At 64.2% G+C, this 23,744-nt stretch carries 27 protein-coding genes; 21 read left to right on the forward strand and 6 right to left on the reverse strand.

The window, feature by feature from the left end; all coding sequences use genetic code 11:
* The first annotated feature begins 48 nt into the window (after positions 1-48).
* The gene (locus FJ988_RS13180; RefSeq protein ID WP_140818248.1) at positions 49-1,242 is read left to right on the forward strand and encodes a diguanylate cyclase; all 1,194 of its coding nucleotides are present in this window, start codon (positions 49-51) and stop codon (positions 1,240-1,242) included.
* 397 nt (positions 1,243-1,639) lie between these two features.
* Entirely contained in the window at positions 1,640-2,842 is a 1,203-nt protein-coding gene (locus FJ988_RS13185) for a diguanylate cyclase (protein WP_140818250.1), read from the forward strand.
* On the opposite strand, the gene FJ988_RS13190 is transcribed toward FJ988_RS13185, so the two are convergent.
* Positions 2,826-3,179 carry a hypothetical protein gene (locus FJ988_RS13190; protein ID WP_140818252.1) on the reverse strand — a complete coding sequence of 118 codons (354 nt, stop codon included), beginning with the start codon at positions 3,177-3,179 and terminating at the stop codon, positions 2,826-2,828. The two genes, FJ988_RS13185 and FJ988_RS13190, sit on opposite strands and share 17 nt — an antisense overlap.
* A 327-nt stretch (positions 3,180-3,506) precedes the next feature.
* On the opposite strand from FJ988_RS13190, the gene FJ988_RS13195 reads away from it, so the two are divergent.
* From FJ988_RS13195 to FJ988_RS13230, 8 genes are all read left to right on the forward strand, one after another.
* A complete protein-coding gene (locus tag FJ988_RS13195; protein ID WP_140818254.1) occupies positions 3,507-3,980 on the forward strand; it encodes a hypothetical protein in 474 nt (157 codons plus the stop codon).
* Positions 3,981-4,203: 223 nt separating this feature from the next.
* Positions 4,204-4,629 carry a succinate dehydrogenase, cytochrome b556 subunit gene (gene sdhC, locus FJ988_RS13200; protein WP_140818256.1) on the forward strand — a complete coding sequence of 142 codons (426 nt, stop codon included), beginning with the start codon at positions 4,204-4,206 and terminating at the stop codon, positions 4,627-4,629.
* The gene (gene sdhD, locus FJ988_RS13205) at positions 4,626-5,021 is read left to right on the forward strand and encodes a succinate dehydrogenase, hydrophobic membrane anchor protein (protein WP_140818258.1); all 396 of its coding nucleotides are present in this window, start codon (positions 4,626-4,628) and stop codon (positions 5,019-5,021) included. Before sdhC ends, sdhD begins: the two co-directional genes overlap by 4 nt.
* A 4-nt stretch (positions 5,022-5,025) precedes the next feature.
* Complete coding sequence (gene sdhA / locus FJ988_RS13210) at positions 5,026-6,858, forward strand: succinate dehydrogenase flavoprotein subunit (RefSeq protein ID WP_140818260.1); 1,833 nt, start codon at positions 5,026-5,028, stop codon at positions 6,856-6,858.
* A 2-nt stretch (positions 6,859-6,860) separates the two neighbouring features.
* Positions 6,861-7,295, forward strand: coding sequence for a DUF3052 family protein (locus FJ988_RS13215; RefSeq protein ID WP_140818472.1), 435 nt, complete (start codon positions 6,861-6,863; stop codon positions 7,293-7,295).
* The gene (locus FJ988_RS13220) at positions 7,295-8,074 is read left to right on the forward strand and encodes a succinate dehydrogenase iron-sulfur subunit (protein ID WP_140818262.1); all 780 of its coding nucleotides are present in this window, start codon (positions 7,295-7,297) and stop codon (positions 8,072-8,074) included. Before FJ988_RS13215 ends, FJ988_RS13220 begins: the two co-directional genes overlap by 1 nt.
* Positions 8,075-8,081: 7 nt before the next feature.
* Entirely contained in the window at positions 8,082-8,891 is an 810-nt protein-coding gene (locus FJ988_RS13225; protein WP_140818265.1) for a DNA polymerase beta superfamily protein, read from the forward strand.
* Positions 8,888-9,517 (forward strand): YceH family protein, encoded by a 630-nt coding sequence (locus FJ988_RS13230; RefSeq protein ID WP_140818267.1) that lies wholly within the window; start codon positions 8,888-8,890, stop codon positions 9,515-9,517. The genes FJ988_RS13225 and FJ988_RS13230 overlap by 4 nt, the downstream gene beginning before the upstream one ends.
* 57 nt (positions 9,518-9,574) lie before the next feature.
* Here FJ988_RS13230 and FJ988_RS13235 read toward each other — a convergent pair whose 3' ends face one another.
* Positions 9,575-10,000, reverse strand: a complete 426-nt coding sequence (locus tag FJ988_RS13235) for an OsmC family protein (protein WP_140785513.1) — start codon at positions 9,998-10,000, stop codon at positions 9,575-9,577.
* 102 nt (positions 10,001-10,102) lie between these two features.
* On the opposite strand from FJ988_RS13235, the gene FJ988_RS13240 reads away from it, so the two are divergent.
* The 3 genes from FJ988_RS13240 (at position 10,103) to FJ988_RS13250 (ending at position 11,456) form a co-directional block, all read left to right on the forward strand.
* Complete coding sequence (locus FJ988_RS13240) at positions 10,103-10,435, forward strand: hypothetical protein (RefSeq protein WP_246688527.1); 333 nt, start codon at positions 10,103-10,105, stop codon at positions 10,433-10,435.
* Positions 10,432-10,788 (forward strand): YciI family protein, encoded by a 357-nt coding sequence (locus FJ988_RS13245; RefSeq protein ID WP_140818269.1) that lies wholly within the window; start codon positions 10,432-10,434, stop codon positions 10,786-10,788. Before FJ988_RS13240 ends, FJ988_RS13245 begins: the two co-directional genes overlap by 4 nt.
* Positions 10,789-10,925: 137 nt before the next feature.
* Positions 10,926-11,456 carry a hypothetical protein gene (locus FJ988_RS13250; protein ID WP_140818271.1) on the forward strand — a complete coding sequence of 177 codons (531 nt, stop codon included), beginning with the start codon at positions 10,926-10,928 and terminating at the stop codon, positions 11,454-11,456.
* A 166-nt stretch (positions 11,457-11,622) separates the two neighbouring features.
* On the opposite strand, the gene FJ988_RS13255 is transcribed toward FJ988_RS13250, so the two are convergent.
* Complete coding sequence (locus FJ988_RS13255; protein WP_140818272.1) at positions 11,623-12,879, reverse strand: ubiquinone biosynthesis hydroxylase; 1,257 nt, start codon at positions 12,877-12,879, stop codon at positions 11,623-11,625.
* Positions 12,880-12,983: 104 nt separating this feature from the next.
* Here FJ988_RS13255 and tesB point away from each other — a divergent pair, with 104 nt between their 5' ends.
* The 7 genes from tesB (at position 12,984) to xth (ending at position 21,232) form a co-directional block, all read left to right on the forward strand.
* The gene (gene tesB, locus FJ988_RS13260) at positions 12,984-13,847 is read left to right on the forward strand and encodes an acyl-CoA thioesterase II (RefSeq protein WP_140818274.1); all 864 of its coding nucleotides are present in this window, start codon (positions 12,984-12,986) and stop codon (positions 13,845-13,847) included.
* Between the two features lie 295 nt (positions 13,848-14,142).
* A complete protein-coding gene (locus tag FJ988_RS13265) occupies positions 14,143-14,481 on the forward strand; it encodes a P-II family nitrogen regulator (RefSeq protein ID WP_140818276.1) in 339 nt (112 codons plus the stop codon).
* 31 nt (positions 14,482-14,512) lie between these two features.
* Entirely contained in the window at positions 14,513-15,883 is a 1,371-nt protein-coding gene (locus FJ988_RS13270; RefSeq protein WP_140818278.1) for an ammonium transporter, read from the forward strand.
* Between the two features lie 314 nt (positions 15,884-16,197).
* Complete coding sequence (locus tag FJ988_RS13275) at positions 16,198-16,476, forward strand: hypothetical protein (protein ID WP_140818280.1); 279 nt, start codon at positions 16,198-16,200, stop codon at positions 16,474-16,476.
* 253 nt (positions 16,477-16,729) lie between these two features.
* Positions 16,730-19,396, forward strand: a complete 2,667-nt coding sequence (locus FJ988_RS13280; RefSeq protein WP_140818282.1) for a DNA translocase FtsK — start codon at positions 16,730-16,732, stop codon at positions 19,394-19,396.
* A 142-nt stretch (positions 19,397-19,538) separates the two neighbouring features.
* Positions 19,539-20,207, forward strand: coding sequence for an outer-membrane lipoprotein carrier protein LolA (locus FJ988_RS13285; RefSeq protein WP_140818284.1), 669 nt, complete (start codon positions 19,539-19,541; stop codon positions 20,205-20,207).
* 218 nt (positions 20,208-20,425) lie between these two features.
* Entirely contained in the window at positions 20,426-21,232 is an 807-nt protein-coding gene (xth, locus tag FJ988_RS13290) for an exodeoxyribonuclease III (RefSeq protein ID WP_140818286.1), read from the forward strand.
* On the opposite strand, the gene FJ988_RS13295 is transcribed toward xth, so the two are convergent.
* Together FJ988_RS13295 and FJ988_RS13300 are read right to left on the reverse strand one after the other, a co-directional pair.
* Complete coding sequence (locus tag FJ988_RS13295; RefSeq protein WP_140818288.1) at positions 21,229-21,684, reverse strand: Crp/Fnr family transcriptional regulator; 456 nt, start codon at positions 21,682-21,684, stop codon at positions 21,229-21,231. The two genes, xth and FJ988_RS13295, sit on opposite strands and share 4 nt — an antisense overlap.
* A 255-nt stretch (positions 21,685-21,939) precedes the next feature.
* Positions 21,940-22,623, reverse strand: a complete 684-nt coding sequence (locus FJ988_RS13300) for a response regulator transcription factor (RefSeq protein WP_140818290.1) — start codon at positions 22,621-22,623, stop codon at positions 21,940-21,942.
* Positions 22,624-22,746: 123 nt separating this feature from the next.
* Here FJ988_RS13300 and FJ988_RS13305 point away from each other — a divergent pair, with 123 nt between their 5' ends.
* Positions 22,747-23,304: a L,D-transpeptidase gene (locus FJ988_RS13305; protein ID WP_246688528.1), complete on the forward strand. Its 558-nt coding sequence runs from the start codon at positions 22,747-22,749 to the stop codon at positions 23,302-23,304.
* A 104-nt stretch (positions 23,305-23,408) separates the two neighbouring features.
* Here FJ988_RS13305 and FJ988_RS13310 read toward each other — a convergent pair whose 3' ends face one another.
* Entirely contained in the window at positions 23,409-23,657 is a 249-nt protein-coding gene (locus FJ988_RS13310) for a hypothetical protein (protein WP_140818294.1), read from the reverse strand.
* Between the last annotated feature and the right edge of the window lie 87 nt (positions 23,658-23,744).

Raw genomic sequence — 23,744 nt, forward strand, 5'->3', positions numbered from 1 at the left:
TCCACATTACTGTCTCCCCTTGGGTAAGTTGGGGAAAGTCGCAGTCCCTTGGACACCGGTCTGCTCATAGCGCTGCTCAATCCGACGATAGCGCTTGCGCTTGGCGCTGCGTTCGCCGTGCTGTGGTACCACCAGCGCCATCGCCCCTATCTGGCGGTGCTGGCGGCGAGCTACTGCCTGTCGGCGCCGGGTTTCCTGTTCCAGTATTTCACGCTCCCCATCGGCTTCGCGATGACGAAGCTCGTCTCCAACATCTGCTACACCACTGCCGCCTGCTGCCTGTCCGGCGCGATCGTCGCGCGCTACGGACGCCGCGTGCCCTATGTCGGCATCGCCATCATGGCCGGTGGCGGGTTCGCCGCCTTCCTGTGGTTCATGTTCGTCCAGCCGGACCTCACCTGGCGGGTGCTGGGCGTCAATTTCGGCTTTGGCGGCCTCAGCCTGCTGGTCGCCGCCGAGCTCAGGCCCGTGCGCAACAACGGTCCGACCGAAAAGATCCTGTTCGTGCTTTCGCTGCTTTCCGGGCTGAACTTCATCGCCCGCACGCTGATCGTGGTCATCGCGCACGGGCCGTTCCCGAACTATGACGGCTTCTACGGCTCGTCCTACTGGACGACAGCGGTGTTTTCGCACGCGCTCCTGTCGCTGTTGATCGCGCTCAGCCTGTTCACGGCCGCGGCGCTCGATATATTGCGGGCGCTCAGGACCGAAACCTACACCGATCCGCTGTCGGGCATCCTCAATCGGCGCGGCTTCGAGGAGCGGGCGGCGCGCCTGCTCGAGCAATGCGACAAGGCCGGATTTCCGGTCGCGCTGGTGCTTGCCGACCTCGATCACTTCAAGGCGCTGAACGACCAGCACGGTCATGAAGCCGGCGACCGCGTCATCGCCGATTTCGCCGCCAAGCTGCGCGCCGCCACCGGCGCGCGCGGGGCGGCCGGGCGCATCGGCGGCGAAGAGTTCGCCGTGCTTCTGCCGCTCAGCGATCTCGGCTCCGCAAGGCTTTTTGCCGAAGCGATCCGCACCTTCTATTCGGCCGGCACCATCGCCGGCCTGCCCGGCATAAAGGTGACCGCCAGTTTCGGCGTCGCCGCCCGCACCGGCAAGGAAGGGCTGATGCCGCTGATGCGGCGCGCCGACGAAGCGCTCTACAAGGCCAAGAAGAACGGCCGCGACAGCGTGCGCCTATCCTACGAGCGGCCCGAAACCACTTTCGTCGCCGAGCCGCTCGCAGCCGGGTGAGGCTGGCGGATCCCCCGCGACTTCGTCATCCACGGGCGGAGCGACGCGAAGCGGAGCGCAGACCCGAGGATCCATTCCGTGACCTTTACCGAAGGATGCAACGGGGCAGAATTCTGCACCGTGAGTCGCTCTCGAAAGTAACGGCATGGATCCTCGGGTCTGCGCGCGTCGCTTCGCTCCTTGCTTCGCCCGTGGATGACGACCGGAGGGATGGGCCCGGCCAATCACCGGGGTGAGGCGATTGCCTTTGACCTCTAACCGGCGTTCGAAATGCGCTGACGAGAGCATGGGCGTTGCAGTCAGTCGCGGAAGCCTGTGCCCTCCAGTCATGCCCTGGCATTAACATCTTTTTCGCCCCTCGATGGTTTGCTGTTTGCCGAGTCCGTCGAAGGAAGACATGGGCAGCGCCGACTTCGTATTGATGATCAATCTGTCCGCCGCCGGCCTGCTGGCGGCGGCGTTCATGACGATCGCCGTCTATGATACGGGGCGCGTGTCGGCGCGCTGGCTGGCGTTCAGCTATCTGATCGGCATGGCCTATTTCGCCATCGAATTCATTATCCCGGCCTTCGCCGATGCACGGCTGCCGGTCGTTACCGCCTTCGCCGTATTCCTCGCGGCGACCATCGCCTTCAATGGCGGGCTCGCGCATAAATATGGCATCAAGCCGCCCTGGCCGCCGATGCTGTTCTTCCTAGTGGTCGCCTCGGTCGCGGTCTATCTGGTGCAGGACCTGCCGCGCCACGCGCTCACCCGCATGATGGCTTACCAGCTTCCTTATGCCGCCATGCAGTTTGCCGCGGTCGGCATCGTGCTTTCCTCGCGGCAGAGGCGCGGGCGGCTCGATTACCTTTTGGCGGCGGTGCTCGGGGCAAGCGCTGTGCAGTTCGCCTCTAAGCCTTTCATTGCAGGCGCGCTGGGCGGCTGGGGCGCCAATCCGCAGGCCTATGTGCAGACCGGCTACGCGCTGGTGTCGCAGTCGCTTGGCACCGTGTTCGGCCTGGCGTTGGCGCTGCTGGCGCTGGCCGTGCTGGTGCGCGACGTGCTCAACGAAGCGACGTCGAAATCAGAGACCGACGCGCTGTCGCGGCTGTTCAATCGCGGCGGCTTCGAGCGCCACGCGGAACTGGCGATGCGGGATGCGGTACGGCGAGGCGTGCCGGTGGCGCTGGTCATCGCCGATCTCGATCACTTCAAGAGCATCAACGACAGTTTCGGACATGCCAGCGGCGACCGCGTCATCGCGACCTTCGCCGGCTTCCTGCGCGAGGCTGCGGCCGAGCATCATGTCGCCGGCCGCATCGGCGGCGAGGAATTCGCCATCATCCTGCCGGGCACCAATCTCGCCGCCGCGCGGTTGTTCGCCGAGGGCGCGCGCAGTGCCTTCGGCGCGCTGCCGATAGAAGGCCTGGCTGTCGGCTATCGCTGCAGCGCGAGCTTCGGCGTTGCCGAGCTCAACGCGGATGAGGGGTTTTCCAATTTGATGCGGCGCGCGGACGCCGCGCTCTACGAAGCCAAGAATGCCGGCCGCGACTGCGTACGCGTTGCGCCCAACATCCCGCGCCGCGTTCCGGCCGGAAAGCTCAGCGACAAGGGCTGAGGTTGGGCATCTCGCCGTCGGAAAGTCCGTACATATAGGAACGGCCCTTCACGAGCACCGGCGGCTGGTAGCAGCCGGGCGCGCCGGCATCGTCCGACTCATAGACCACATGAGGCTGGCCGGCGCTGGTGAATTCGGAGAGCTTCTTGGCGAGCCTGCCCTCGCCGACGATGATGCGCTTGTAGCCGGCTGCGCTGTCGATGACGAGATTGCCGAACGAATCGGCATAGACACGGTCATGGTGGCGAAGGTCCGCCTGCGCCGGCGCGGCGATCGCAACGGCCAGCGCCGCCAACGTTGCGGCGGCCAGGCTCTTCCCCACTGAATTCGAACGCATGTCGCTCTCCCTTGAATGGCGCGGCATCGCGCCCGGAAATTGGTCCGAATCGGAAATTAACCCTTTCTTAACCTTTGTTAAGAGGCGGATGGCCGTTGGCGCCGGTTCTTAATGAACATGGTTAATTTTTGCGGTGGAGTAGCGGCCCCGACGCGTCGGCTCATTCACGGGTGAACTTGATCTTGATGCGCTGCGTGGCTACAGCGGTCATTGTTTCACGGAAACGGTGACGCTGTATCTCTTTGTTTTGACGCAATTCCGGACGGAAAACCGTTTCACACTTTTCCCGGAATTGCGGTAGCGTGCCGCGCACGAAAGGGGCAGCGCATGAGCTTTGGCCACACGGTTCGGGCGTCGATCGCCATCCCGCTGCTTCTCGCGGTCGCGGCCTGCGTGCCGCAGAATGGCGCGCCGAAGGCGGCGGATGTCGGACCGCCACCGAGCGCCGCATCCTCACCGGTCCAGTCGCCCACTGCGACGCCGCCGGCATCCACGGCGGCTCCGGCCGTCGCAACACCCGCTGCGCCGCCTGCCAAGATCGTCACCGACCTGACCGCGCCGCGCTCCGGCGTCGGCACGGCCACCTACAGATGCGGCAATGGCGGCACGATCACCATCCAGAATCTGGGCAGCGTGCTGCGCGTGGCGAAGGCCGACGGCACGACCGAGGAGTTCGCGGCCTCGCCCGCCAATCAGAACAGCCGCTACCAGGAAGCGGCGACACATGACGCGATCGTGATCGACGGCCGCGAGGCCCTGGTGATGAAGCGGGGGTCGACGCCGCAAACATGCAGGAGATGAACGTTTGCTGCACTGCAGCGACGCTGCGCCGGCTGTCCAAACAGCCGCTAATCGATTGAAGGGCCGCGCCCTCGATTTGTCAGACTAAATGACTTTTCCAAAACGATTTTCCGGCTTTGACGCGGTGCAAAAAGAGCATTAGAAACCGGCTGTCTGGAGCCAGATATGAGAGCGGCAAACGCCGCTTGATACAGCGGCTCCAGGATGCCGATCTGGGGGAGCCATGAGCAAATCACCAGCCACCCGCGCAGTTGCCAGACGTGAACGGCCGCTCTCGCCGCATCTGACGATCTATCGCCCGCCGATCACGATGACGATGTCGATCATCCATCGCATCACCGGCGGCGCGCTTTATTTCGGCACGCTGCTGGTGGCGGCATGGCTGATCGCTGCCTCGACCTCGCAGGGTGCGTTCGACTGGGTGAACTGGGCGTTCGGCACCTGGCTCGGCCGGCTTATCCTGTTCGGCTACACCTGGGCGCTGATGCACCACATGCTCGGCGGCGTGCGCCACCTGATCTGGGACACGGGCGCGGCTCTCGAAAAGCACACCGCCTCGAAGATCGCCTGGGCAACGGTCGGCGGCTCGGTCGTGCTTACCCTTCTCATCTGGATCGCCGGCTATATGGCGCGTGGAGGGCTGGCATGAGCGGTTCCCAAAACGATATGCGCACGCCGCTCGGCAAGGTGCGCGGGCTTGGCTCGGCGCGCGAGGGCACGCTGCATTTCTGGCGCCAGCGGCTGACGGCGATCGCCAACATCCCGCTGCTGTTGTTCTTTGTCGGCTTCCTCATCGCGGTCAACGGCCATGGCTATGCGGATGTGCGGGCAGCGCTCGCCAACCCGTTCGTGGCGCTGATGCTGGCGCTGGTGCTGATTTCCGGGCTCTACCACATGCGGCTCGGCATGCAGATCATCATCGAGGACTACGTGCATGGCGAAGGGCTGAAGTTGCTGACGCTCGCGCTCAACACTTTCTTCTGTGTGGCAGTCGGCGTCGCTTCGCTGTTTGCCCTGCTCAAACTCGCATTCGGAGGCTGAGGCCTTGGCCAAGGACACATCCAACACGGCTTCCGCCTACACATTCGTCGACCACAAATTCGACGTGGTTATCGTCGGCGCCGGCGGCGCTGGCTTGCGCGCCACGCTCGGCATGGCCGAGCAGGGGCTGCGCACCGCCTGCATCACCAAGGTGTTCCCGACGCGCTCGCACACGGTGGCGGCGCAGGGCGGCATCGCCGCCTCGCTCTCCAACATGGGGCCTGATTCCTGGCAGTGGCACATGTACGACACCGTCAAGGGTTCGGACTGGCTGGGCGATGTCGACGCCATGGAATATATGGTGCGCGAGGCGCCGGCCGCGGTCTACGAGCTCGAGCATTACGGCGTGCCGTTCTCGCGCACCGAGGAAGGCAAGATCTATCAGCGGCCGTTCGGCGGCCACATGATGAACTACGGCGACGGCCCGCCCGTGCAGCGCACCTGCGCCGCCGCCGACCGCACCGGCCACGCCATCCTGCACACGCTCTACGGCCAGTCGCTGAAGAACAATGCGCAGTTCTTCATCGAGTATTTCGCGCTCGACCTGATCATGGAGCCGGATGGCACCTGCACCGGCGTCGTCGCCTGGAACCTCGACGACGGCACGATCCACCGCTTCTCGGCAAAAATGGTGGTGCTGGCGACCGGCGGTTACGGCCGCTCCTATTTCTCCGCCACTTCGGCGCATACCTGCACCGGCGACGGCGGCGGCATGGCCGCGCGCGCCGGCTTTCCGCTGCAGGATATGGAATTCGTGCAGTTCCATCCGACCGGCATCTATGGCGCAGGCTGCCTGATCACCGAAGGCGCGCGCGGCGAGGGCGGTTATTTGGTCAATTCCGAGGGCGAGCGCTTCATGGAGCGCTATGCGCCCTCGGCCAAGGACCTCGCCTCGCGCGACGTCGTCTCGCGCTGCATGACGCTGGAAATCCGCGAGGGCCGCGGCGTCGGCAAGAAGAAGGACCACATCTTCCTGCATCTCGACCATCTCGATCCGGCGGTGCTGCACGAGCGGCTCCCCGGCATTTCGGAATCGGCCAAGATCTTTGCCGGCGTCGACCTCACCAAGGAGCCGATCCCGGTGCTGCCGACGGTGCATTACAACATGGGCGGTGTGCCGACCAATTACTGGGGCGAGGCGCTCAGCCCAACGTCCGAGCATCCGGACAAGGTGTCGCCCGGCCTGATGGCGGTGGGCGAGGCCGGCTGCGCCTCGGTGCACGGCGCCAACCGGCTCGGCTCCAACTCGCTGATCGATCTCGTCGTGTTCGGCCGCGCCGCGGCGATCCGCGCTGGCCAGGTCATCGACCGCAAGTCGGCAATCCCGTCGCCGAACGCAGCGTCGGTCGAAAAGATCATGGACCGCTTCGACAAGCTTCGGCACGCCAACGGCTCGACGCCGACCGCGGTGCTGCGTGAGAAGATGCAGCGCGCCATGCAGGAAGACGCCGCCGTGTTCCGAACCCAGGAATCGCTGGAAAATGGCTGCAAGCGCATCTCGGAAATCTGGGGCGAGCTGAAGGACCTCAAGGTCACCGACCGTTCGATGATCTGGAATTCGGACCTGGTCGAGACGCTTGAGCTCGAAAACCTGATGGTCAATGCGATTGCCACCGTCTACGGCGCCGAAGCGCGCAAGGAGAGCCGCGGCGCGCATGCGCGGGAGGATTTCGACAAGCGCGACGACGTCAACTGGCGCAAGCACACGCTGGCCCATGTCGGCGAGGACGGCGAGGTGACGCTGACTTACCGTCCGGTCCACACCGAGCCGCTGCTGGCAGAGAAGGACGGTGGCATCAGCCTGGCCAAGATCGCGCCGAAGGCGCGGGTGTATTGATGATGGCGCCTGCGGCCACTGGATATTCCGGCACGCCGCTTCCGGCCAAGCTCGGCCTGAAGGACGGGATGGTCGCCGCCTTCATCGCGCTGCCGCCGGAGCTCGATGAATTGACCCAGGCCGTGTCCTTTGCCGGCGTCGATCGGCTCACCGAGTGGTCGGCGATCTCCGGCAGGCAAAAATACGACGCCGTGCATGCCTTCACCCGGCAGCGCGCCGAGATCGAGGACGGCCTGGCCAACATCGAGACGGCGATCAAGCGCGACGGCATGGTCTGGGTATCCTGGCCCAAGAAGGCCTCGAAGGTGCCGACCGACGTCACCGAGGATGTGATCCGCACCGAGGCGCTGAAACGCGACCTGGTCGACGTCAAGGTCGCCGCCGTGAACGAAATCTGGTCCGGGCTGAAGCTCGTCATTCGAAAGGACCGCAGGTAATGGTCGAACTCACGCTTCCCAAGAATTCCAAGGTCCAGCAGGGCAAGACCTGGCCGAAGCCGGAAGGCGCCACGAACCTTCGCGAATACCGCATCTACCGCTGGTCGCCGGACGATGACGAAAACCCGCGCATGGACACCTATTTCGTCGACATGGACGATTGCGGGCCGATGGTCCTCGACGCGCTGTTGTGGATCAAGAACAAGATCGACCCGACGCTGACGCTGCGCCGCTCCTGCCGCGAAGGCATTTGCGGCTCCTGCGCCATGAACATCGACGGCTCGAACACGCTGGCCTGCACCAAGGGTGCCGAGGACATTTCGGGCGCGGTGAAGGTCTATCCGCTGCCGCATATGCAAGTGATCAAGGACTTGGTGCCCGACCTCACCAATTTCTACGCCCAGCACGCCTCGATCCAGCCGTGGCTGCAGACGGTCTCGCCGACACCGGCCAAGGAATGGCTGCAGAGCCATGAGGACCGCGAGAAGCTCGACGGGCTCTACGAGTGCATCCTGTGCGCCTGCTGCTCGACATCGTGCCCGAGCTACTGGTGGAACGGCGACCGCTATCTCGGCCCAGCCGTGCTGCTGCAGGCCTATCGCTGGCTGATCGACAGCCGCGACGAGGCCACCGGCGAGCGGCTCGACAATCTCGAAGATCCGTTTCGGCTCTATCGCTGCCACACCATCATGAACTGCGCGCAGACTTGCCCGAAGGGGCTCAACCCTGCCAAGGCGATCGCGGAAATCAAGAAAATGATGGTGGAGCGCCGGGTTTAGTCTCGCAATGTCCCTGCCCGCCGATTTTTCGCCGGACGCGGTCGCCGCGATCCAGGCGCGGCTGGATGTGGCGCGAAGCCAGGGCGCAAGAATCCTGTTCGCGATCGAAAGCGGCAGCCGCGCCTGGGGCTTTCCATCGCCGGACAGCGATTACGATTGCCGCTTCGTCTATATCCGCCCGATCGCCGATCATCTCGTGCTGGAGCAGGCACGCGACGTGATCGAGTTTCCGCTCGAGGGCGAGATCGACGCCGGCGGCTGGGATTTGCGCAAGGCACTGCTTCTGGCGCTCGGCGGCAACGCCGTCATCGTCGAATGGGCGAAGTCGCCGATCGTCTATGAGGAGACGCCCGGCTTCCGCGCGCGCCTCCGCGATCTGCTCGGCGAGATCGTCGATCCGGTGCGGGTTTCGCGGCATTATCTCGGCCTGGCGCGCTCGCATGTCGGCAAGACGGGAAGCTTCGCCGGCGAAGTGAAGTTGAAGAAGCTGTTCTATCTGATCCGGCCGATCGTTGCGCTGGACTGGATGGAGCAGCGCCATTTCGTCGGCCTGCCGCCGATGAACATGGTCGATTGCCTGGCCGAGACCGAGGTTCCGGCACAGGCTGCCAGCGAAATCCACCGGCTCATCGAGAAGAAGCGCGAGACCCGCGAGATGGGTACCGGGCCGATCCCGGCCGAGATCGCGCGCTATCTCGAAGCGCGCTATGGTCATCACGAGATGAACCTGGCCGGTTCGATCCGGGACGAGACGCGGCAGGCGCGCAACCGCGCCCTGGCGACCGATTTCTATCGCAGGGAGGCAGAACGCCAATGACCGATCTCCCCATCCTGTCCGCCGTCGAAGCGCGCGTGCTCGGCTCGCTGATCGAGAAGAAGGAGCTGACGCCGGATGTCTATCCGCTGACGCTCAACGGCGCGCACCAGGCCGCCAACCAGAAGACGGCGCGTGAACCGGTGATGGCGCTCGAGCTGACCGAAGTTGGGCGGGCGCTGAATTCGCTGCAACAGAAGGGGCTGGTGCGGCAGGCCTTCGCCTCGCGCGTCGAACGCTACGAGCATCTGATGGCGCAGCGCTTCTCGCTGACGACGCCGCAGATCGCGGTGATCGGTCTTTTGCTGCTGCGCGGCGCGCAGACGGCGCATGAATTGCTGGCGCGCTCTGAGCGGATGGCGCGCTTTGCTTCGATCGAGGAGCTGCGCGACAATCTCGACCTGATGATCGGGCGGAGGCCGCCGCTGATCCAACTGCTCGAACGCGCGCCGGGGCAGCGCGAGGAGCGCTATGTGCATTTGCTGAGCGGGTCGGTGGAGGCGGCTGCGGTCGCGGCGCCTTGGCAGCCGGCGGCGACAGCTTCGGACACTGACCTCGAGGCGCGCGTGCGGGCGCTGGAGGAGGAGGTCGCGGCGTTGCGGGCTAGGGTCGAGGCGCTGGGTTTGTAGCTCAGCAGAAAGGCAGGGCAGAGAGGGGGCGAAGGATCGCCGCCCTCCCAAAACCGGTCACCCCAGCTTCGCATCCAGCGAAACCTTGATCGCGCCGAGCGCCTTCGACACCGGACACTCCGCCTTGGCCTTCTCGGCCAGTTCCTTAAATTTCGCGGCGTCGATGCCCGGCACCTTGCCGACCAGCGTGATGGCGCTGCCGGTGATGCCGGTGCCGGGGACCAGGGTCACCACCGCCTTGGCGTCGAGCTCGGCGGCCGGCGTGCCGTTCTCGGCCAGGAAATGCGACAGCTGCATGGCATAGCAGCCGGCATGGGCCGCGGCGATCAGTTCTTCGGGATTGGTGCCGGACTTGCCGCTCTCGTCCTCGAAGCGCGCCTTGAAGGAATAGGGCGTACCTTTCAGCGTCCCGCTCTGCGTGTCGAGCGTTCCCTTGCCTTCCTTCAGATTGCCTTTCCAGACGGCGTTTGCGGTGCGGTCCATGGAATCCTCCTTAAATGACGGGGTCGGCGCCGGCGGGCGCCGGCGTTCGCCAGAACTATAGCGCGGACGCGGCGGAAGGCCACCGCGCAGCGGGTATCCCGAGTGCCGAAATTCTTTCAAAAAAATGCGCGTGCAAAAATGTCGGCTTGGCTCCCGCCGGACCGTCCTGCGTGCGGCCGTGCCTTTGGCGGCCGGATGGAGGTCAAGATGGACGATCTGTTTTTCGCAATCTGGCGCGGCTCCGGCCGCAAGGTCCAACGACGGCAAGACTTCTGGCTGGACCCGCCGTCGAGCGGCTTCGGCCGGTTGCTGCTTGCGCTTGCCATCATCGGGGCAGGGGCATGGCTGCTCGACCACGAGATCGCTTCCGGCGGCAAGGCTGACACGCTCGTCGCCGCCTCGTATGGTTCGTCGCATAACGGGAGTTCGAAATGAAATACGTGCTTTTGGTCTATGGCGAGGAAAAGGACCTTTTTGCGCTGACGCCGGAGCAGGGAGCCAAGCTCGACGCGGATTCGCTCTCCTATGACAGGGCGCTCGACCGCCAGGGCAAGCTGATCATCGCGCAGGCGCTGCAATCGGTGAAGACCTCGAAATCGCTTAGGCGGCGCAAGGGCAAGCGGCTGGTCACCGACGGCCCCTTCGCCGAGACCAAGGAACAGCTGCTCGGCTTCGTCATGGTCGAGGCGGTCGATCTCGACGAGGCGCTGGAGATCGCCGACGGCATTCCGCTGGCTGAGCTCGGCACGGTCGAAGTGAGGGCGATCTACGACATACCGGGGTCATAACCGCCGGTCAGGATGGGCAGGAGCGGAGCTTTCTCTTGCACGGCTTCTTCAGGCTTTCTTCACCGGTCGCAACTCTTGCGTGTTGAAGCAACTCCACGCTTCTCTTATCGTGGCCTGCGATTTCGGGGGAATTCGGCATGCCTTTCCTGATTGCGATTCTTGGCCTGCTGGGAGCTGCGGCCATCTGGTGGTACCGGCTGAAATATATGAGCGACGCCGCGCGCGAGGTTGCCGATGTCGTCGGCCGCGTGCAAGGCAACATCCGCCGCAAGAAGCTGCGCAAGCAGGCGGCGCTGTCGCCGCTGACGGCTATCGACGATCCGGTGGTGGCGGCGGCGACGCTGATCGCCGCGATCGTTGCCGAACACGGCCCGGTGCTGCCGCAACGCGAGGCGGTTCTCCGCGAGGTGATCGCGCAGATCGCCGAAAGTCCGAAGAAGACCGACGAGGCGATCGTCTACGCCAAATGGGCGGCCGCGCAGGTCGACGACACGACGATCGCCATCGACAAGCTGGCGCCATTCCTGCGCGAGCGCCTCGACCCGCATGAACGGGAAGATTTTTTGCAGATGCTCAACCGCGTCGCCCAGGGCGGCGGACAGAGCCTGAAGATCGCCGACCAGCGGATGTTGAGGTTAAGGCAGAAGCTCGGCTTTGAGGTCAATTGACGGTGTACCGATATTCAGGTGAGGCCGGCCTGCAAATGCCGGTTTCCTGCGCTTCCGGTGCTCACGTACTTTAAGTACGCTCCGCTCCGGTTCTCGGAACCCGCCATTTTCGTCTCGGCCTGACCTGAATCTCGGCACACCCTCGCGCCTCGCGAGACCGAGAGCGCTAAATCGCTTCGCCCTTGAGCAGTCTTGGCGTGTCGGCCGACAGGCCCGAGGCTTGGCGGATGAAGAACTCCTTCAATCTCGGCATGCGCTCGACGAGGCCAAGCCCGATGTCGCGGATCTGGCGCAGCGGGTTGATGTCGTTGGAAAACAGCCGATTCAAAACGTCGGTGGTGACGCCCATCTGCAGCGTGTCGAAGCGGCGCCACTGCTGGTAGCGCTCGAGCACGTCGAGCGCGCCGATGTCCTGTCCCAGACGGTCGGCCTCGACCACCACTTCGGCCAGGGCGGCGACATCCTTGAAGCCGAGATTGAGGCCCTGGCCGGCGATCGGGTGGATGCCGTGCGCGGCGTCACCAGCGAGCGCGATGCGGGGCGCCACGAAGGCGCGGGCAAGGGTGAGGCCGAGCGGCCAGGCGCGCGGCTTGTCGACGACGCGGATTTCGCCGAGCTTCAGGCCGAAGCGCTGCTCCAGATCGTGCTCGAAGACGAAATCGTCGCCCCCAACCAGCGCTCTCGCGTCCTCCGTGCGCTCGACCCAGACGATCGATGAGCGGTTCGTGCCGTCCTTGTCCGGCTTCAGCGGCAAGGTGGCAAAGGGGCCGGCGGGCAGGAAATGCTCCTCGGCGCGGCCGTTATGCGGGCGTTCATGCGCGACGGTGCAAACGATGCCGGATTGGCCGTATTCCCATTTGACGGTCTTTATGCCGGCCATGTCACGCAATTTCGAATTGACACCGTCGGCGGCGACCAGCAGGCGCGCCTTCAGCGTCGCGCCGTCGGCGAGATGAACGGTGATGCCGGCACCGTTCACATCGAAAGCGCTGACCGCCATGCCCTCGATGATGTCGATGCCAAGCGATGCCGCGCGGCGGCGCAGCGCGCCGTTCAGGTCGCGGTTGGCGACCATGTGGGCAAAAGGCTCGCCGGGCGCCACCTCGCCGTCGAAGGTCAGGAACACCGGGCGCACCGGATCGGCGGCGCGCGAATCGGTTATGATCATCTCGGTGATCGCCTGCGCCTCCGGCGCGATCTCGTCCCAGACGCCGAGCTGTTCCAGCATGCGGCAGGCCGCGGCGGCGATCGCCGAAGCGCGGCCGTCCTTCTGCCACACGCCGGCGGGCGCAGCATCGACGATGGCGACGGCGAGGCCGGGGCGCGACTGCTTCAACGAGACGGCGGCGGTGAGGCCGACATAGCCGGCGCCGGCGATCAGCACGTCCAGCCGGGCTTCCCCATTCGCCTTGCGGTCGGCCATACTCTTTCCTTTCGCGGCTTGCGGCCGTCTTGACGGCCGTTGCAGCTTGACTGCCCGCCCGTCCTGTCCGAAACCGCATGACACATCTTTGAGGGACGTGGACCATGACGGCGGCGATGGACGAGCTTCTCGACATTCTCGACCTCGAGCAGCTCGAACACAATCTGTATCGTGGTCGCAGCCCCAAGGTCGACTGGCAGCGCGTCTTCGGCGGCCAGACGATCGCCCAGGCGCTGGTCGCGGCGCAGCGCACGGTCGAGCCTGTGCGCCACGTGCATTCGCTGCACGGCTATTTCATGCGGCCCGGCGACACCAAGCTGCCGATCGTCTACGAGGTGGACCGCATCCGCGACGGCGGCTCCTTTACCACGCGGCGCGTGGTGGCGATCCAGCACGGCCAGGCGATCTTCTCGCTTGAAGCTTCGTTCCAGCAGGACGAAGTCGGCCTGGAGCACCAGATGCCGATGCCGCGCGACGTGCCGGCGCCGGACATGCTTCTGTCGCAGCGCGAAGTGCTCGGCAAGTTCGGCGAGGCGGTGCCGGAAGGCATCAAGCGCTACTGGGAGCGCGACCGGCCGATCGAGATGAAGCCGGTGATGCTGAAGCACTATACAAGCCGCGAGAAGCTGGAGCCCGAACAGAACATCTGGATCCGTACCACCGGCCCGGTGCCGGAGGACCGCGCCATCCAGGCGGCTGTGCTTGCCTATCTCTCCGACATGACGCTGCTCGACACCTCGACCTTCGCGCATGGCCGCGCCATCTTCGACCGCGACATCCAGGCCGCCAGCCTCGACCATGCGATGTGGTTCCACCGCAGCCATTCGCTGGACGACTGGATCCTCTACACGCAAGACAGTCCCTCGACGCAGGGCTCGCGCGGCTTCACCCGCGGCTCGCTGTTCGCTCGCGACGGTACCTTGATCGCTTCGGTCGCACAGGAAGGCCTGATCCGCCTGAAACGTTGAAGCGCGTCACGCTTTATGCCGTTACCGCTAAACGCTGCACAGTTTTAAGCCGGCTTGCGCTCAAGCCTGCTAAGCAGGCATTTTTCAGATTCTGCCTATATTTTAATCACTAGCCGCGACGCCTCTGCGCATCAAAAACGGGCACGGGTGGCCCATCTCCTTTGTTTACAACAGGTTAACGCCCGTTTCGGCAATTGGCACGGAGCTTGAATCCTCGTGTGCACTCTCCGGCTCTCCTCGGGATCGGTGAAGGTGTGCAAACGCGGGGGACCGCAACAGCAAAGGGTGAAACCTTATGAAAATCGTGATGGCAATCATCAAGCCGTTCAAGCTCGACGAGGTGCGCGAAGCGCTCACCGCCGTCGGCATCCAGGGCCTGACCGTCACCGAAGTCAAAGGCTACGGGCGTCAGAAGGGACATACGGAAATCTATCGCGGCGCCGAATACGCGGTGAGCTTCCTGCCCAAGATCAAGATCGAAGTCGCCGTCAGCGCCGACATGGTCGACAAGGCCGTCGAAGCCATCACGGCGGCCGCCAAGACCGGTCAGATCGGCGACGGCAAGATCTTCGTCTTCGGCATCGACCAGGCGGTGCGCATCCGTACCGGCGAAACAGATAGCGACGCGCTCTGAGCGGCGAACCACCATTCCAACGGAGAGTTCAATGAATATTCCATCCACTTTGAAGACGACGGGAAAGGCGGCCGCACTCGGCGCGCTCACCCTCGCACTATTCGGCACCGTCGCCGCCTTCGCGCAGGAAGCAGCTCCGGCCGCCGCCGCTGCTGCGCCGGCCGCCGCACCCGCAGCGCCCGCTCCGGTTCTCGACACCGGCAATACCGCCTGGATGCTGACCTCCACCGCGCTGGTGCTGATGATGACCATCCCGGGCCTGGCGCTGTTCTATGGCGGCATGGTGCGCAAGAAGAACGTGCTCGCCACCATCATGCAGAGCTTCGCCATCACCTGCCTGGTGACGGTGCTGTGGTTCATGTTCGGCTATTCCTTGGCCTTCACCACCAATGAATCGGCATCGATGAATGCCTATATTGGCGGCTTCTCGCGCTTCTTCCATCATGGCATCACGGTCTCGACGCTGTGGCTACCGGGCGTGGCGAACATCCCTGAATTCGTCTTCTCGATGTTCCAGATGACCTTCGCCATCATCACGCCGGCGCTGATCGCCGGCGCCTTCGCCGAGCGCATGAAATTCTCGGCGCTGCTGATCTTCATGGGCCTGTGGCTGGTCTTCGTCTATGCGCCCATCGCGCACTGGGTGTGGGGCGGCGGCTTCCTCGGCTCGGCCGGCGTTCTCGACTTTGCCGGCGGCACGGTCGTCCACATCAACGCTGGTGTCGCGGGCCTGGTCTGCGCGCTGGTCCTGGGCAAGCGCGAAGGCTACGGCACCACCAACATGGCGCCGCATAACCTAGTCTATTCGGTGATCGGCGCCTCGCTGCTGTGGGTCGGCTGGTTCGGCTTCAACGCCGGTTCGGAACTCGCCGCCGACGGCCTCGCCGGTGCCGCCATGATGAACACGCAGGTCGCCACCGCCGCGGCGGCGCTGGCCTGGATGTTCGCCGAATGGATCGTCGCCAAGAAGCCTTCGGTACTCGGCATCATCTCGGGCGCCGTCGCCGGCCTCGTCGCCGTGACCCCGGCTTCCGGCTTCGTCAACCCGACCGGCGCCTTCATCGTCGGCATCCTCGCCGGCGTGATCTGCTACCTCTCGGCGGTCAAGCTCAAGCATGCGCTCGGCTATGACGACTCGCTCGACGCCTTCGGCGTGCACGGCATCGGCGGTATCGTCGGCGCCCTGCTCACCGGCGTGCTCGCCGATCCGGCGATCAACGCGCTTGGCAAGGACGCTTCGCTCGGCAAGCAGCTCTACGGCATCGTCTTCACCATCCTGTGGACGGCGATCGCCACCTTCGTCATCCTCTACATCGTCAAGGCGCTCGTCGGCCTGCGTCCGTCGACCCAGGAAGAGGTCGAGGGTCTCGACGTTACCCAGCACGGCGAAGTGGTGCCATAAGGCATGCTTTGTCAGGGTCGGCGGATCCTCCTCCCGCCGGCCCCGAATTTGTTAGGATCCCTCCCAAGATCCCGTCGTGACGCTCCCGCAAGGGGCTCACGCCTTGAGGCCCGGAAGTCATTCCGGGCCTCCTTTTTTGCCAGCAAGCGAGCGGCCCGGAAGTCATTCCGGGCGTTTTTTCACCAAATCTATACGCGTCGTTTCGATCACATTCAGTTGATCGCACCAGCATGAAACGTCGGCCTCCCTGGTTCCGTAATTGGATAGCGACCGCCAATCTGGCGATTGCCAAACAAAAGGGAAGGAACCAACTGATGAACATCAAGAATATCTTCCTGGGAGCCGTGGCTCTTTCGATGATCAGCGGCGTTGCACTTGCCGGCGCTCTCGATTCTCCGGACAACATGGCCCCGTTCTTCACCGACTCCAGCATGAAGACCATGAAGCCGGAAGCCGACTTCAAGGCGGCCTGGGCTTCGATGCCGAAGGACAAGCAGGACATGATGATGAAAGAGTGCCAGGACGCGGCGATGAGCAAGCCTCATGCCGAATTCTGCGCCAACCTGAAGGCCTATGGCGGCGCCAACAAGTGATCGTGGAAGGTCGGGTTCCGGAAGGGCCTGACCGTTTTGGCGTTTCAAGACAGGGAGGTGGCGGGCCGCACAGCCTGCCATCTTCGTTTCCAGCTCTTTGCCGGGGCATGATCTTTTTCGGGATCGTGCCCGAGGCATCCGGGTAAAGAGCCATGGTTAATGTGGCCTTAACCTTCCCCCCGATAGTCTGGCGTACGAATCTGCCGGGGTGCGCCATGCGCCCGGCCAGGCAACGACTCAACGGGGAAGAGGCATGCGTTCAGGCGCTTCAGCACCGCTCGCGCTGACCGGCACGGGGAACGGTCTGCAGGCATTCGCGCGGCGCCAGGTCGGGCGACTGGTCGGCGCCGGGCTGTTCGCCTTCACCGCCTTCGGCGTCGCTGCTTTGGCCACCTGGAACGTCGCCGATCCGAGCTTCTCGCACGCAACCAGCAACGTCGTCACCAACGCCATGGGCTATGCCGGCGCTGTGTTCTCCGATCTGGCCATGCAGTTCTTCGGCCTTGCCGCCGTCGCCGGCCTAGTGCCCGCCGTGATCTGGGGCTTTCTGCTGTTTACCGCACGCGGCGTCGACAGGCTGCCGAAGCGCGGGTTTGCTTGGTTCGGCTTTGCACTGCTTGCCGCGGCGATCGCCGGCTGCGTGACGCCGCCCAACACCTGGCCGCTGCCCACCGGCCTCGGCGGCGTGTTCGGCGACATGGTGCTCAAGATCCCCGGCATCGCCGTCGGCGGCTACCCGAAGGGCCTCTTCGCCAGCATCATCGCCGTCATCCTGGCCGCGCCGTCCTTGTGGCTGTTCGCCTATGGCTCGGCGCTGATTGCGCGCAAGAATGGTTTTGCCGTCATGGAGCGCGCCGCCCAGCCCGACCCGCGCGAGCAGGACGAGACGCTGTTCGACGAAGACGATGACGAAGGCGACGAGGGCATCCTGGCGCTTGGCGCCATCACCCATTGGTGGCTGTCGTTCCGCGCCTTCCTGCACCGCCGCGCCGAGCGGCGCAGGCGCGAGCGCGACGAGTTCGAGCCGCCGATGGAGCCCAAGGCCAGCGCCTGGCGGCGCGCCGCAGAGCGGGTCGAATCGGCCGAGTTCGCCGAAAGCCGGATGAGCCCGGGCGGCCGCGCCCGCGTCGAGCCGGAATTCTTCGCCGCCATGGTCAACGACCGCAGCGTCTCGGTCGATCCCGACGACCAGGACATTTTCGACGACCAGGACGACGATGCCGATCTCGACGAGCTCGACGACGAGCCGGTGCAGCGTCGCGGCGCGGGCGCCAAGGTGCAGAATTTCCGCTCCGACGCCGCGACCCGGGTCTCGGCGCCGGCGGCGCGCCCGGTGCCCGGAGCGCGCGCCCAGCGCGAGGCGCAGACCTCGCTGATCGGTTCCGACTCCTTCGAGATGCCGTCGCTGCATTTCCTGTCCGAGCCGAAGAACATCGCCAAGGACCCAAGCCTGTCCAAGGATGCGCTGGAACAGAATGCGCGGCTGCTGGAAGGCGTGCTCGAGGATTTCGGCGTCAAAGGCGAAATCATCCATGTCCGCCCCGGTCCGGTCGTCACGCTTTACGAGCTCGAGCCGGCGCCCGGTATCAAGTCCTCGCGCGTCATCGGCCTCTCCGACGACATCGCCCGCTCGATGAGCGCGATTGCCTGCCGCGTCGCGGTCGTGCCCGGCCGCAACGCCATCGGCATCGAACTGCCCAACGCCAAGCGCGAGACGGTCTATCTGCGCGAGATCATGGCGAGCCGCGACTTCGAGACCACCAAATCCAAGCTGGCGCTGGCGCTCGGCAAGACCATCAATGGCGAGGCGGTCATCGTCGACATCGCCAAGATGCCGCATGTGCTGGTCGCCGGCACCACGGGCTCGGGCAAGTCGGTCGCCATCAACACCATGATCCTGTCGCTGCTCTACCGGCTGACGCCGCAGGAATGCCGGCTGATCATGATCGATCCGAAGATGCTCGAACTCTCCGTCTATGACGGCATCCCGCACCTTCTGACGCCGGTCGTCACCGATCCGAAGAAGGCGGTGGTGGCGCTGAAATGGACCGTGCGCGAGATGGAGGACCGCTACCGCAAGATGTCCAAAGTCGGCGTGCGCAACATCGATGGCTTCAATGCGCGCGTGCAGCAGGCCGAGAAGAAGGGCGAAAAGATCTCGCGCACGGTGCAGACCGGCTTCGACCGCCAGACCGGCGAGGCAATCTACGAGACCGAGGATCTCGACCTCGAGCCGATGCCCTATATCGTCGTCATCATCGACGAGATGGCCGACCTGATGATGGTGGCCGGCAAGGACATCGAAGGCGCGGTGCAGCGCCTGGCGCAGATGGCGCGCGCCGCCGGCATCCATGTCATCATGGCGACGCAGCGTCCCTCGGTCGACGTCATCACCGGCACGATCAAGGCCAATTTCCCGACCCGCATCTCCTTCCAGGTGACGTCCAAGATCGACAGCCGCACCATCCTTGGCGAACAGGGCGCCGAGCAGCTGCTCGGCATGGGCGACATGCTCTACATGGCCGGCGGCGGCCGCATCCAGCGCGTGCACGGTCCGTTCGTCTCGGACGACGAAGTCGAGAAGGTGGTCGGGCACCTCAAGCTGCAGGGCGTGCCGGAATATCTCGACGCCATCACCGAGGATGACGAGGAAGAGGACGAGGACGGTCCGTCGGCCAAGGGCGGCTCCAGCGGCGGTGGCGGCAATTTCGAGGATTCCGACGACCCGTACGACCAAGCGGTGGCGGTGGTGCTGCGCGACGGCAAGGCCTCGACCAGCTACATCCAGCGCCGGCTCGGCATCGGCTACAACCGCGCTGCCTCGATCATCGAGAAGATGGAGAAGGAAGGCATTGTCGGTCCGGCCAATCACGCCGGCAAACGCGAGATTCTGGTGCCGACCGAAGAGGACAAATTCTAAGCCGGGACCTTCTGTGCCTCCGGCTCAGGCAACCTGAAATCGTCTTGTGCGTTCATGCGACGGGCTGTCGCGCAGCCGCCAAACTTAAGCCCTAGTGGGAGCCCAGATACTGCCACCAGACGAATCACAGGAAGTGACCGGCATGAAGACCCAGACAGAATTCGCCGTTACCCGTCGCCAGGTGCTCGGCCTCGGCCTGATGCTTGGCGGCGTTGCCGCTCTCAACCTCGTGCCCGGATACCAGCTTGTCGCGGCGGCGCAGGCCGCGGTGCCGCCGGCGGCGCAGAAGATCGCCGACCACTTCTCCTCGGTGCGGTCGATGAGCGGCGAGTTCGTGCAGTTCGGCCCGAAGGGCGAGCAGACCGGCGGCAAGTTCTTCCTCGAACGCCCGGGCAAGATCCGCTTCAACTATGACGGATCGTCGAATTTCCGCGTCATCTCCGACGGCAAGTCGGTGGTGATCCTCAACAAGAAGCTCAACACCTCGGACCTCTATCCGCTGTCGAAGACGCCGCTGAAGCTCTTGCTCGACGACCGCATCGATCTCTCCGGCGGCCGCGTCAAGGACGTCAAGGAAGAGGACGACCTCACCACCATCAAGCTTTCCGACAAATCGGTGTTCGGCAATGCGATGATCACCATGATGTTCGATCCGAAAACCTATGACCTGCGCCAGTGGACGATCACGGACGCGCAAGGCAAGGACACGACGGTGATGATCTTCAACACCAAGGAAGGCGTCAGCTTCCCGCCCGATACGTTCGCCATCGACTATACGGCCAACCGCGAGCTGAACACCAAGACGCGCTAGATTCAGGTGAGGCCGGCCTGCAAATGGCGGTCGCCTGCGCTTCCGGTGCTCACGTACTGAAGTACGCTCCGCTCCGGTTCTCGGAGCCCACCATTTTCGACTCGGCCTGACCTGAATCAGGAACCGCTGGCGCAAGCGAAAGCAGCCGCAAAGGCTGGCTTGTGTTTCCCGCCTCCGGCTGGCAGTAGATCGGCGACCCTTCTGCGGACCTCGCCTGAATGTCTTTCACCATCGCCACCTGGAACATCAACTCCGTGCGCCTGCGCATGCCGATCGTCGAGCGGCTGTTGAAGGAGCGTGCGCCGGATGTGCTGTGCCTGCAGGAAACCAAGGTGCCGGACGAGCTGTTTCCGGAAAAAGCCTTCCGCAAGGCGGGCTACGAGCACATCCTGTTCCACGGACAGAAGGGCTATCACGGCGTCGCCACCGTTGCGCGTCGGCCGATCGAGCTGGTCGAGAAGCGGCGCTTCTGCGAGATCGACGACAGCCGGCATCTGTCGGTCAAGGTCCAGGCCGGCAGCCGGTCGATCCTGGTGCATAATTTCTACGTGCCGGCCGGCGGCGATGAGCCGGACCCGGAGATCAACCGCAAATTCCGCCACAAGCTCGACTTCGTGGCGGAGATGAACGGCATGCCGGCGAGCCAGGACGAGTCGTCTTCCTCGATCCTGGTCGGCGACCTGAACATCGCGCCGCAAGAGCACGACGTCTGGTCGCACAAGCAATTGCTCAACGTGGTCAGCCATACGCCGGTCGAGACCGAGAATTTCGAGGCGATGCGCCGGGCAGGCGGCTGGGTCGACCTGATGCGGCTCAACATTCCCGCCGAGCAAAAGCTCTACACCTGGTGGAGCTACCGCGCGAAGGACTGGGAAGCGTCGAACCGGGGACGGCGGCTCGACCATGTGTGGTCGTCAGCCAATCTGGTGCCGAGCTTCACCGGCTATGAGATCCTGCAGGCCGCGCGGGGCTGGGAGAAGCCCTCGGACCACGTGCCGGTCATCGCGACCTTCAACCTAGATTAGCCCGTAAAACGCGGCGCCAGTTCCTCGATGCGGGCGATCATCTGCTGGAATTCCTCCAGGATGCGGGCATGCAACTGCACCGCCAAATCCGGATATTCCTCCAGGATGCGGCGGAACATTTTTCGGCTCAACCGGATCACTTCAGAATCGGCGGCCGCCGAGGCGCTGGTCAGGCGCCTGGTGTCGGCAATGAGAGCAAGCTCGCTCAGCATCGAGCCGGGGCCGGCGGTGCCGATCGGGATGCGCTCGCCGTCCTGCTCGCGATATAGCGAAATCAGGCCGCTGACCACGACATAGGCCGAATCGGCTTCGTCGTCCTCGCGGTAGAGCTTGCGATCGGCCTGCAGGATCGTGTTTTCGGCGCCGAAGGCGAGCAGGCGCAGCTGTTCCTGCGTGAAGCCCTGGAAAAGCTTTACGCCGGACAGGATGAGGATGTCGTCGTCCAGCGGCATCCCTAGCTGCGTCCCCGAGCGGTCAGTCCAGTCCCTCCTTTGGAGCGGCGCGTCCTCCTGGATTCGCGCAACCGACGCTCCAACACTTGCAGCCTGCGCATCGTGGCAGGCATCCAACGAGCCGATCCGTGACCCTCCAGCACCAGGATCGAACCCGAAGCGGTGCCGCCCGACCGCTCTGTCCGTTTGTTTCGACGCAACCCCGGATGGAAACCGCCGCACACTTTCCTGGAATTGCTCTAGATCATGAAATGTTTAAGGAACCAGCTTGTAGCCGCCGCTTTCTGTCACAAGAATTTCGGCATTGGAAGGATCGCGCTCGATCTTCTGGCGCAACCGGTAGACATGTGTCTCAAGCGTGTGCGTGGTGACGCCGGAGTTGTAGCCCCAGACCTCTTCCAGCAGCACGTCGCGCGTCACCACCTTCTGGTCGGCGCGATAGAGATACTTGATGATCGAGGCCTCTTTTTCGGTCAGCCGCACCTTTGCGCCGCGCGGATCGATGAGCAGCTTCTGGCTGGGCTTGAAGGTGTAGGGGCCGACCGAGAAGGTGGCGTCCTCGCTTTGCTCGTGCTGGCGGAGCTGGGCGCGGATGCGGGCCAAGAGCACCGCGAAGCGGAACGGCTTGGTCACATAATCGTTGGCGCCGGCCTCGAGACCGAGGATGGTATCGGAATCGGTGTCGTGGCCCGTCAGCATGATGATCGGCGCCTTGTAGCCGCCCTTGCGCAGGATCTTTACCGCCTCGCGGCCATCCATGTCGGGCAGGCCGACATCCATGATGAGCAGATCGACAACGCCGCTGCGCGCCGCGGCAACGCCTTTGGCGGCGCTCGCTTCCTGCTGGACGTCGAATTCTTCATAGAGCGCAAGCTGCTCGACCAAAGTGGCGCGCAGGTCGTCATCGTCATCGACGATCAGGATGGTGCGTGATGTCATGGATCAATCCGTTGTTTTAAAAAGAATATTCAGTTGACCTCCCCCCATTTATGCGGAAGCTCACCGGCGCAACAGTCGTTCACAGTGATTTGTTCCGTGACACAATCATACAAGAAAAAACGCGTGCGCAATGAGGCAGGCGCATTTTTGCCGAAAGGCCTAAGGGTTTTGACCGTTCGGGCGCGGCCCGGCAAACCGGCGCAGGGTTTGCTGCAAGCCGGCAAAACGGTGTTTCCCTGCGCCTTGGGGCGCAATGGCATCACCGCCGACAAGCATGAGGGCGACGGCGGGACGCCCTTGGCTTCGATGCGCATCCTGTCGGGTTATTTTCGCGGCGATCATTTCCCGGGCGGTCGGCGGACGCGGCTTGCCATGGCGCCGATCGGCCCGGATCTCGGCTGGTGCGAGGTGCCGAATGACCGCAACTACAATAGGCCGGTGAAGATCCCCTATGGCGCCAGCCATGAGCGCATGAAGCGCGACGACCGGCTTTACGATGTCTGCCTAGTGCTCGACTGGAACATCGCGCCGCGCCGGCGCGGGCGCGGCAGCGCGATCTTCTTTCACCTGGCGCGGTCGGGCTTCACGCCGACCCAAGGCTGCGTGGCGGTGACGGCGCGGACCATGGCGAGGCTGCTGCCGTTGTTGTCGGACAGAACGGTGGTGAGAGTGGTGAGGTAGGGGAATAGGGGAATAGGGGAATAGGGGAATAGGGATATCTGTTCGGTAGGCGTCTATAAGCCGCCAATCTTCCTACTCCCCTACTGCCTTATTCCCCTACTCCCTTACCTCCTCGGCTTTTGCCAGCCGGTGCCAAGCAGGCCGATTTCGCGAAGCTCGCGGTCCACCGCCTTTGCGACGTTGCGGCGCTCGGCGCCGATGTCGCGCAGCAGATCGTCGGAAAGGTCCTCGATGGATTCGTTGGGCAGCCGGGCGGCGATGCGGGCCTGGCGCAGCCAGTCGATTGCGGCGCGCAGCCACTGCGGAAGCGGGGATTTCAGGGCGGCGTGAGACTTCAGGGCGATGTCGGTCATGGCTTTGTCCGTGTTCTCCGGATATCAAATCCGGTTTGATAGTGTTTCGATTGCAGCCATCATGCCGGATTGAAAAACAAACGGGAA

This window comes from Mesorhizobium sp. CU3 (assembly GCF_006442965.1).
Lineage (GTDB): Bacteria > Pseudomonadota > Alphaproteobacteria > Rhizobiales > Rhizobiaceae > Mesorhizobium.

What these genes read in the sequence shown, in the direction of transcription:
- FJ988_RS13285 (WP_140818284.1), top strand. Translation starts at nt 19,539, where the DNA reads ATGAAGACCCAGACAGAATTCGCCGTTACCCGTCGCCAGGTGCTCGGC.
- tesB (WP_140818274.1), top strand. Translation starts at nt 12,984, where the DNA reads ATGACGGCGGCGATGGACGAGCTTCTCGACATTCTCGACCTCGAGCAG.
- FJ988_RS13310 (WP_140818294.1), bottom strand. Translation starts at nt 23,657, where the DNA reads ATGACCGACATCGCCCTGAAGTCTCACGCCGCCCTGAAATCCCCGCTT.
- FJ988_RS13215 (WP_140818472.1), top strand. Translation starts at nt 6,861, where the DNA reads ATGGCGCCTGCGGCCACTGGATATTCCGGCACGCCGCTTCCGGCCAAG.
- FJ988_RS13265 (WP_140818276.1), top strand. Translation starts at nt 14,143, where the DNA reads ATGAAAATCGTGATGGCAATCATCAAGCCGTTCAAGCTCGACGAGGTG.
- FJ988_RS13235 (WP_140785513.1), bottom strand. Translation starts at nt 10,000, where the DNA reads ATGGACCGCACCGCAAACGCCGTCTGGAAAGGCAATCTGAAGGAAGGC.
- FJ988_RS13225 (WP_140818265.1), top strand. Translation starts at nt 8,082, where the DNA reads ATGTCCCTGCCCGCCGATTTTTCGCCGGACGCGGTCGCCGCGATCCAG.
- sdhC (WP_140818256.1), top strand. Translation starts at nt 4,204, where the DNA reads ATGAGCAAATCACCAGCCACCCGCGCAGTTGCCAGACGTGAACGGCCG.
- FJ988_RS13220 (WP_140818262.1), top strand. Translation starts at nt 7,295, where the DNA reads ATGGTCGAACTCACGCTTCCCAAGAATTCCAAGGTCCAGCAGGGCAAG.
- FJ988_RS13190 (WP_140818252.1), bottom strand. Translation starts at nt 3,179, where the DNA reads ATGCGTTCGAATTCAGTGGGGAAGAGCCTGGCCGCCGCAACGTTGGCG.
- sdhD (WP_140818258.1), top strand. Translation starts at nt 4,626, where the DNA reads ATGAGCGGTTCCCAAAACGATATGCGCACGCCGCTCGGCAAGGTGCGC.
- FJ988_RS13275 (WP_140818280.1), top strand. Translation starts at nt 16,198, where the DNA reads ATGAACATCAAGAATATCTTCCTGGGAGCCGTGGCTCTTTCGATGATC.
- FJ988_RS13245 (WP_140818269.1), top strand. Translation starts at nt 10,432, where the DNA reads ATGAAATACGTGCTTTTGGTCTATGGCGAGGAAAAGGACCTTTTTGCG.
- FJ988_RS13300 (WP_140818290.1), bottom strand. Translation starts at nt 22,623, where the DNA reads ATGACATCACGCACCATCCTGATCGTCGATGACGATGACGACCTGCGC.
- FJ988_RS13185 (WP_140818250.1), top strand. Translation starts at nt 1,640, where the DNA reads ATGGGCAGCGCCGACTTCGTATTGATGATCAATCTGTCCGCCGCCGGC.
- xth (WP_140818286.1), top strand. Translation starts at nt 20,426, where the DNA reads ATGTCTTTCACCATCGCCACCTGGAACATCAACTCCGTGCGCCTGCGC.
- FJ988_RS13255 (WP_140818272.1), bottom strand. Translation starts at nt 12,879, where the DNA reads ATGGCCGACCGCAAGGCGAATGGGGAAGCCCGGCTGGACGTGCTGATC.
- FJ988_RS13250 (WP_140818271.1), top strand. Translation starts at nt 10,926, where the DNA reads ATGCCTTTCCTGATTGCGATTCTTGGCCTGCTGGGAGCTGCGGCCATC.
- FJ988_RS13295 (WP_140818288.1), bottom strand. Translation starts at nt 21,684, where the DNA reads ATGCCGCTGGACGACGACATCCTCATCCTGTCCGGCGTAAAGCTTTTC.
- FJ988_RS13230 (WP_140818267.1), top strand. Translation starts at nt 8,888, where the DNA reads ATGACCGATCTCCCCATCCTGTCCGCCGTCGAAGCGCGCGTGCTCGGC.
- FJ988_RS13280 (WP_140818282.1), top strand. Translation starts at nt 16,730, where the DNA reads ATGCGTTCAGGCGCTTCAGCACCGCTCGCGCTGACCGGCACGGGGAAC.
- FJ988_RS13270 (WP_140818278.1), top strand. Translation starts at nt 14,513, where the DNA reads ATGAATATTCCATCCACTTTGAAGACGACGGGAAAGGCGGCCGCACTC.
- FJ988_RS13195 (WP_140818254.1), top strand. Translation starts at nt 3,507, where the DNA reads ATGAGCTTTGGCCACACGGTTCGGGCGTCGATCGCCATCCCGCTGCTT.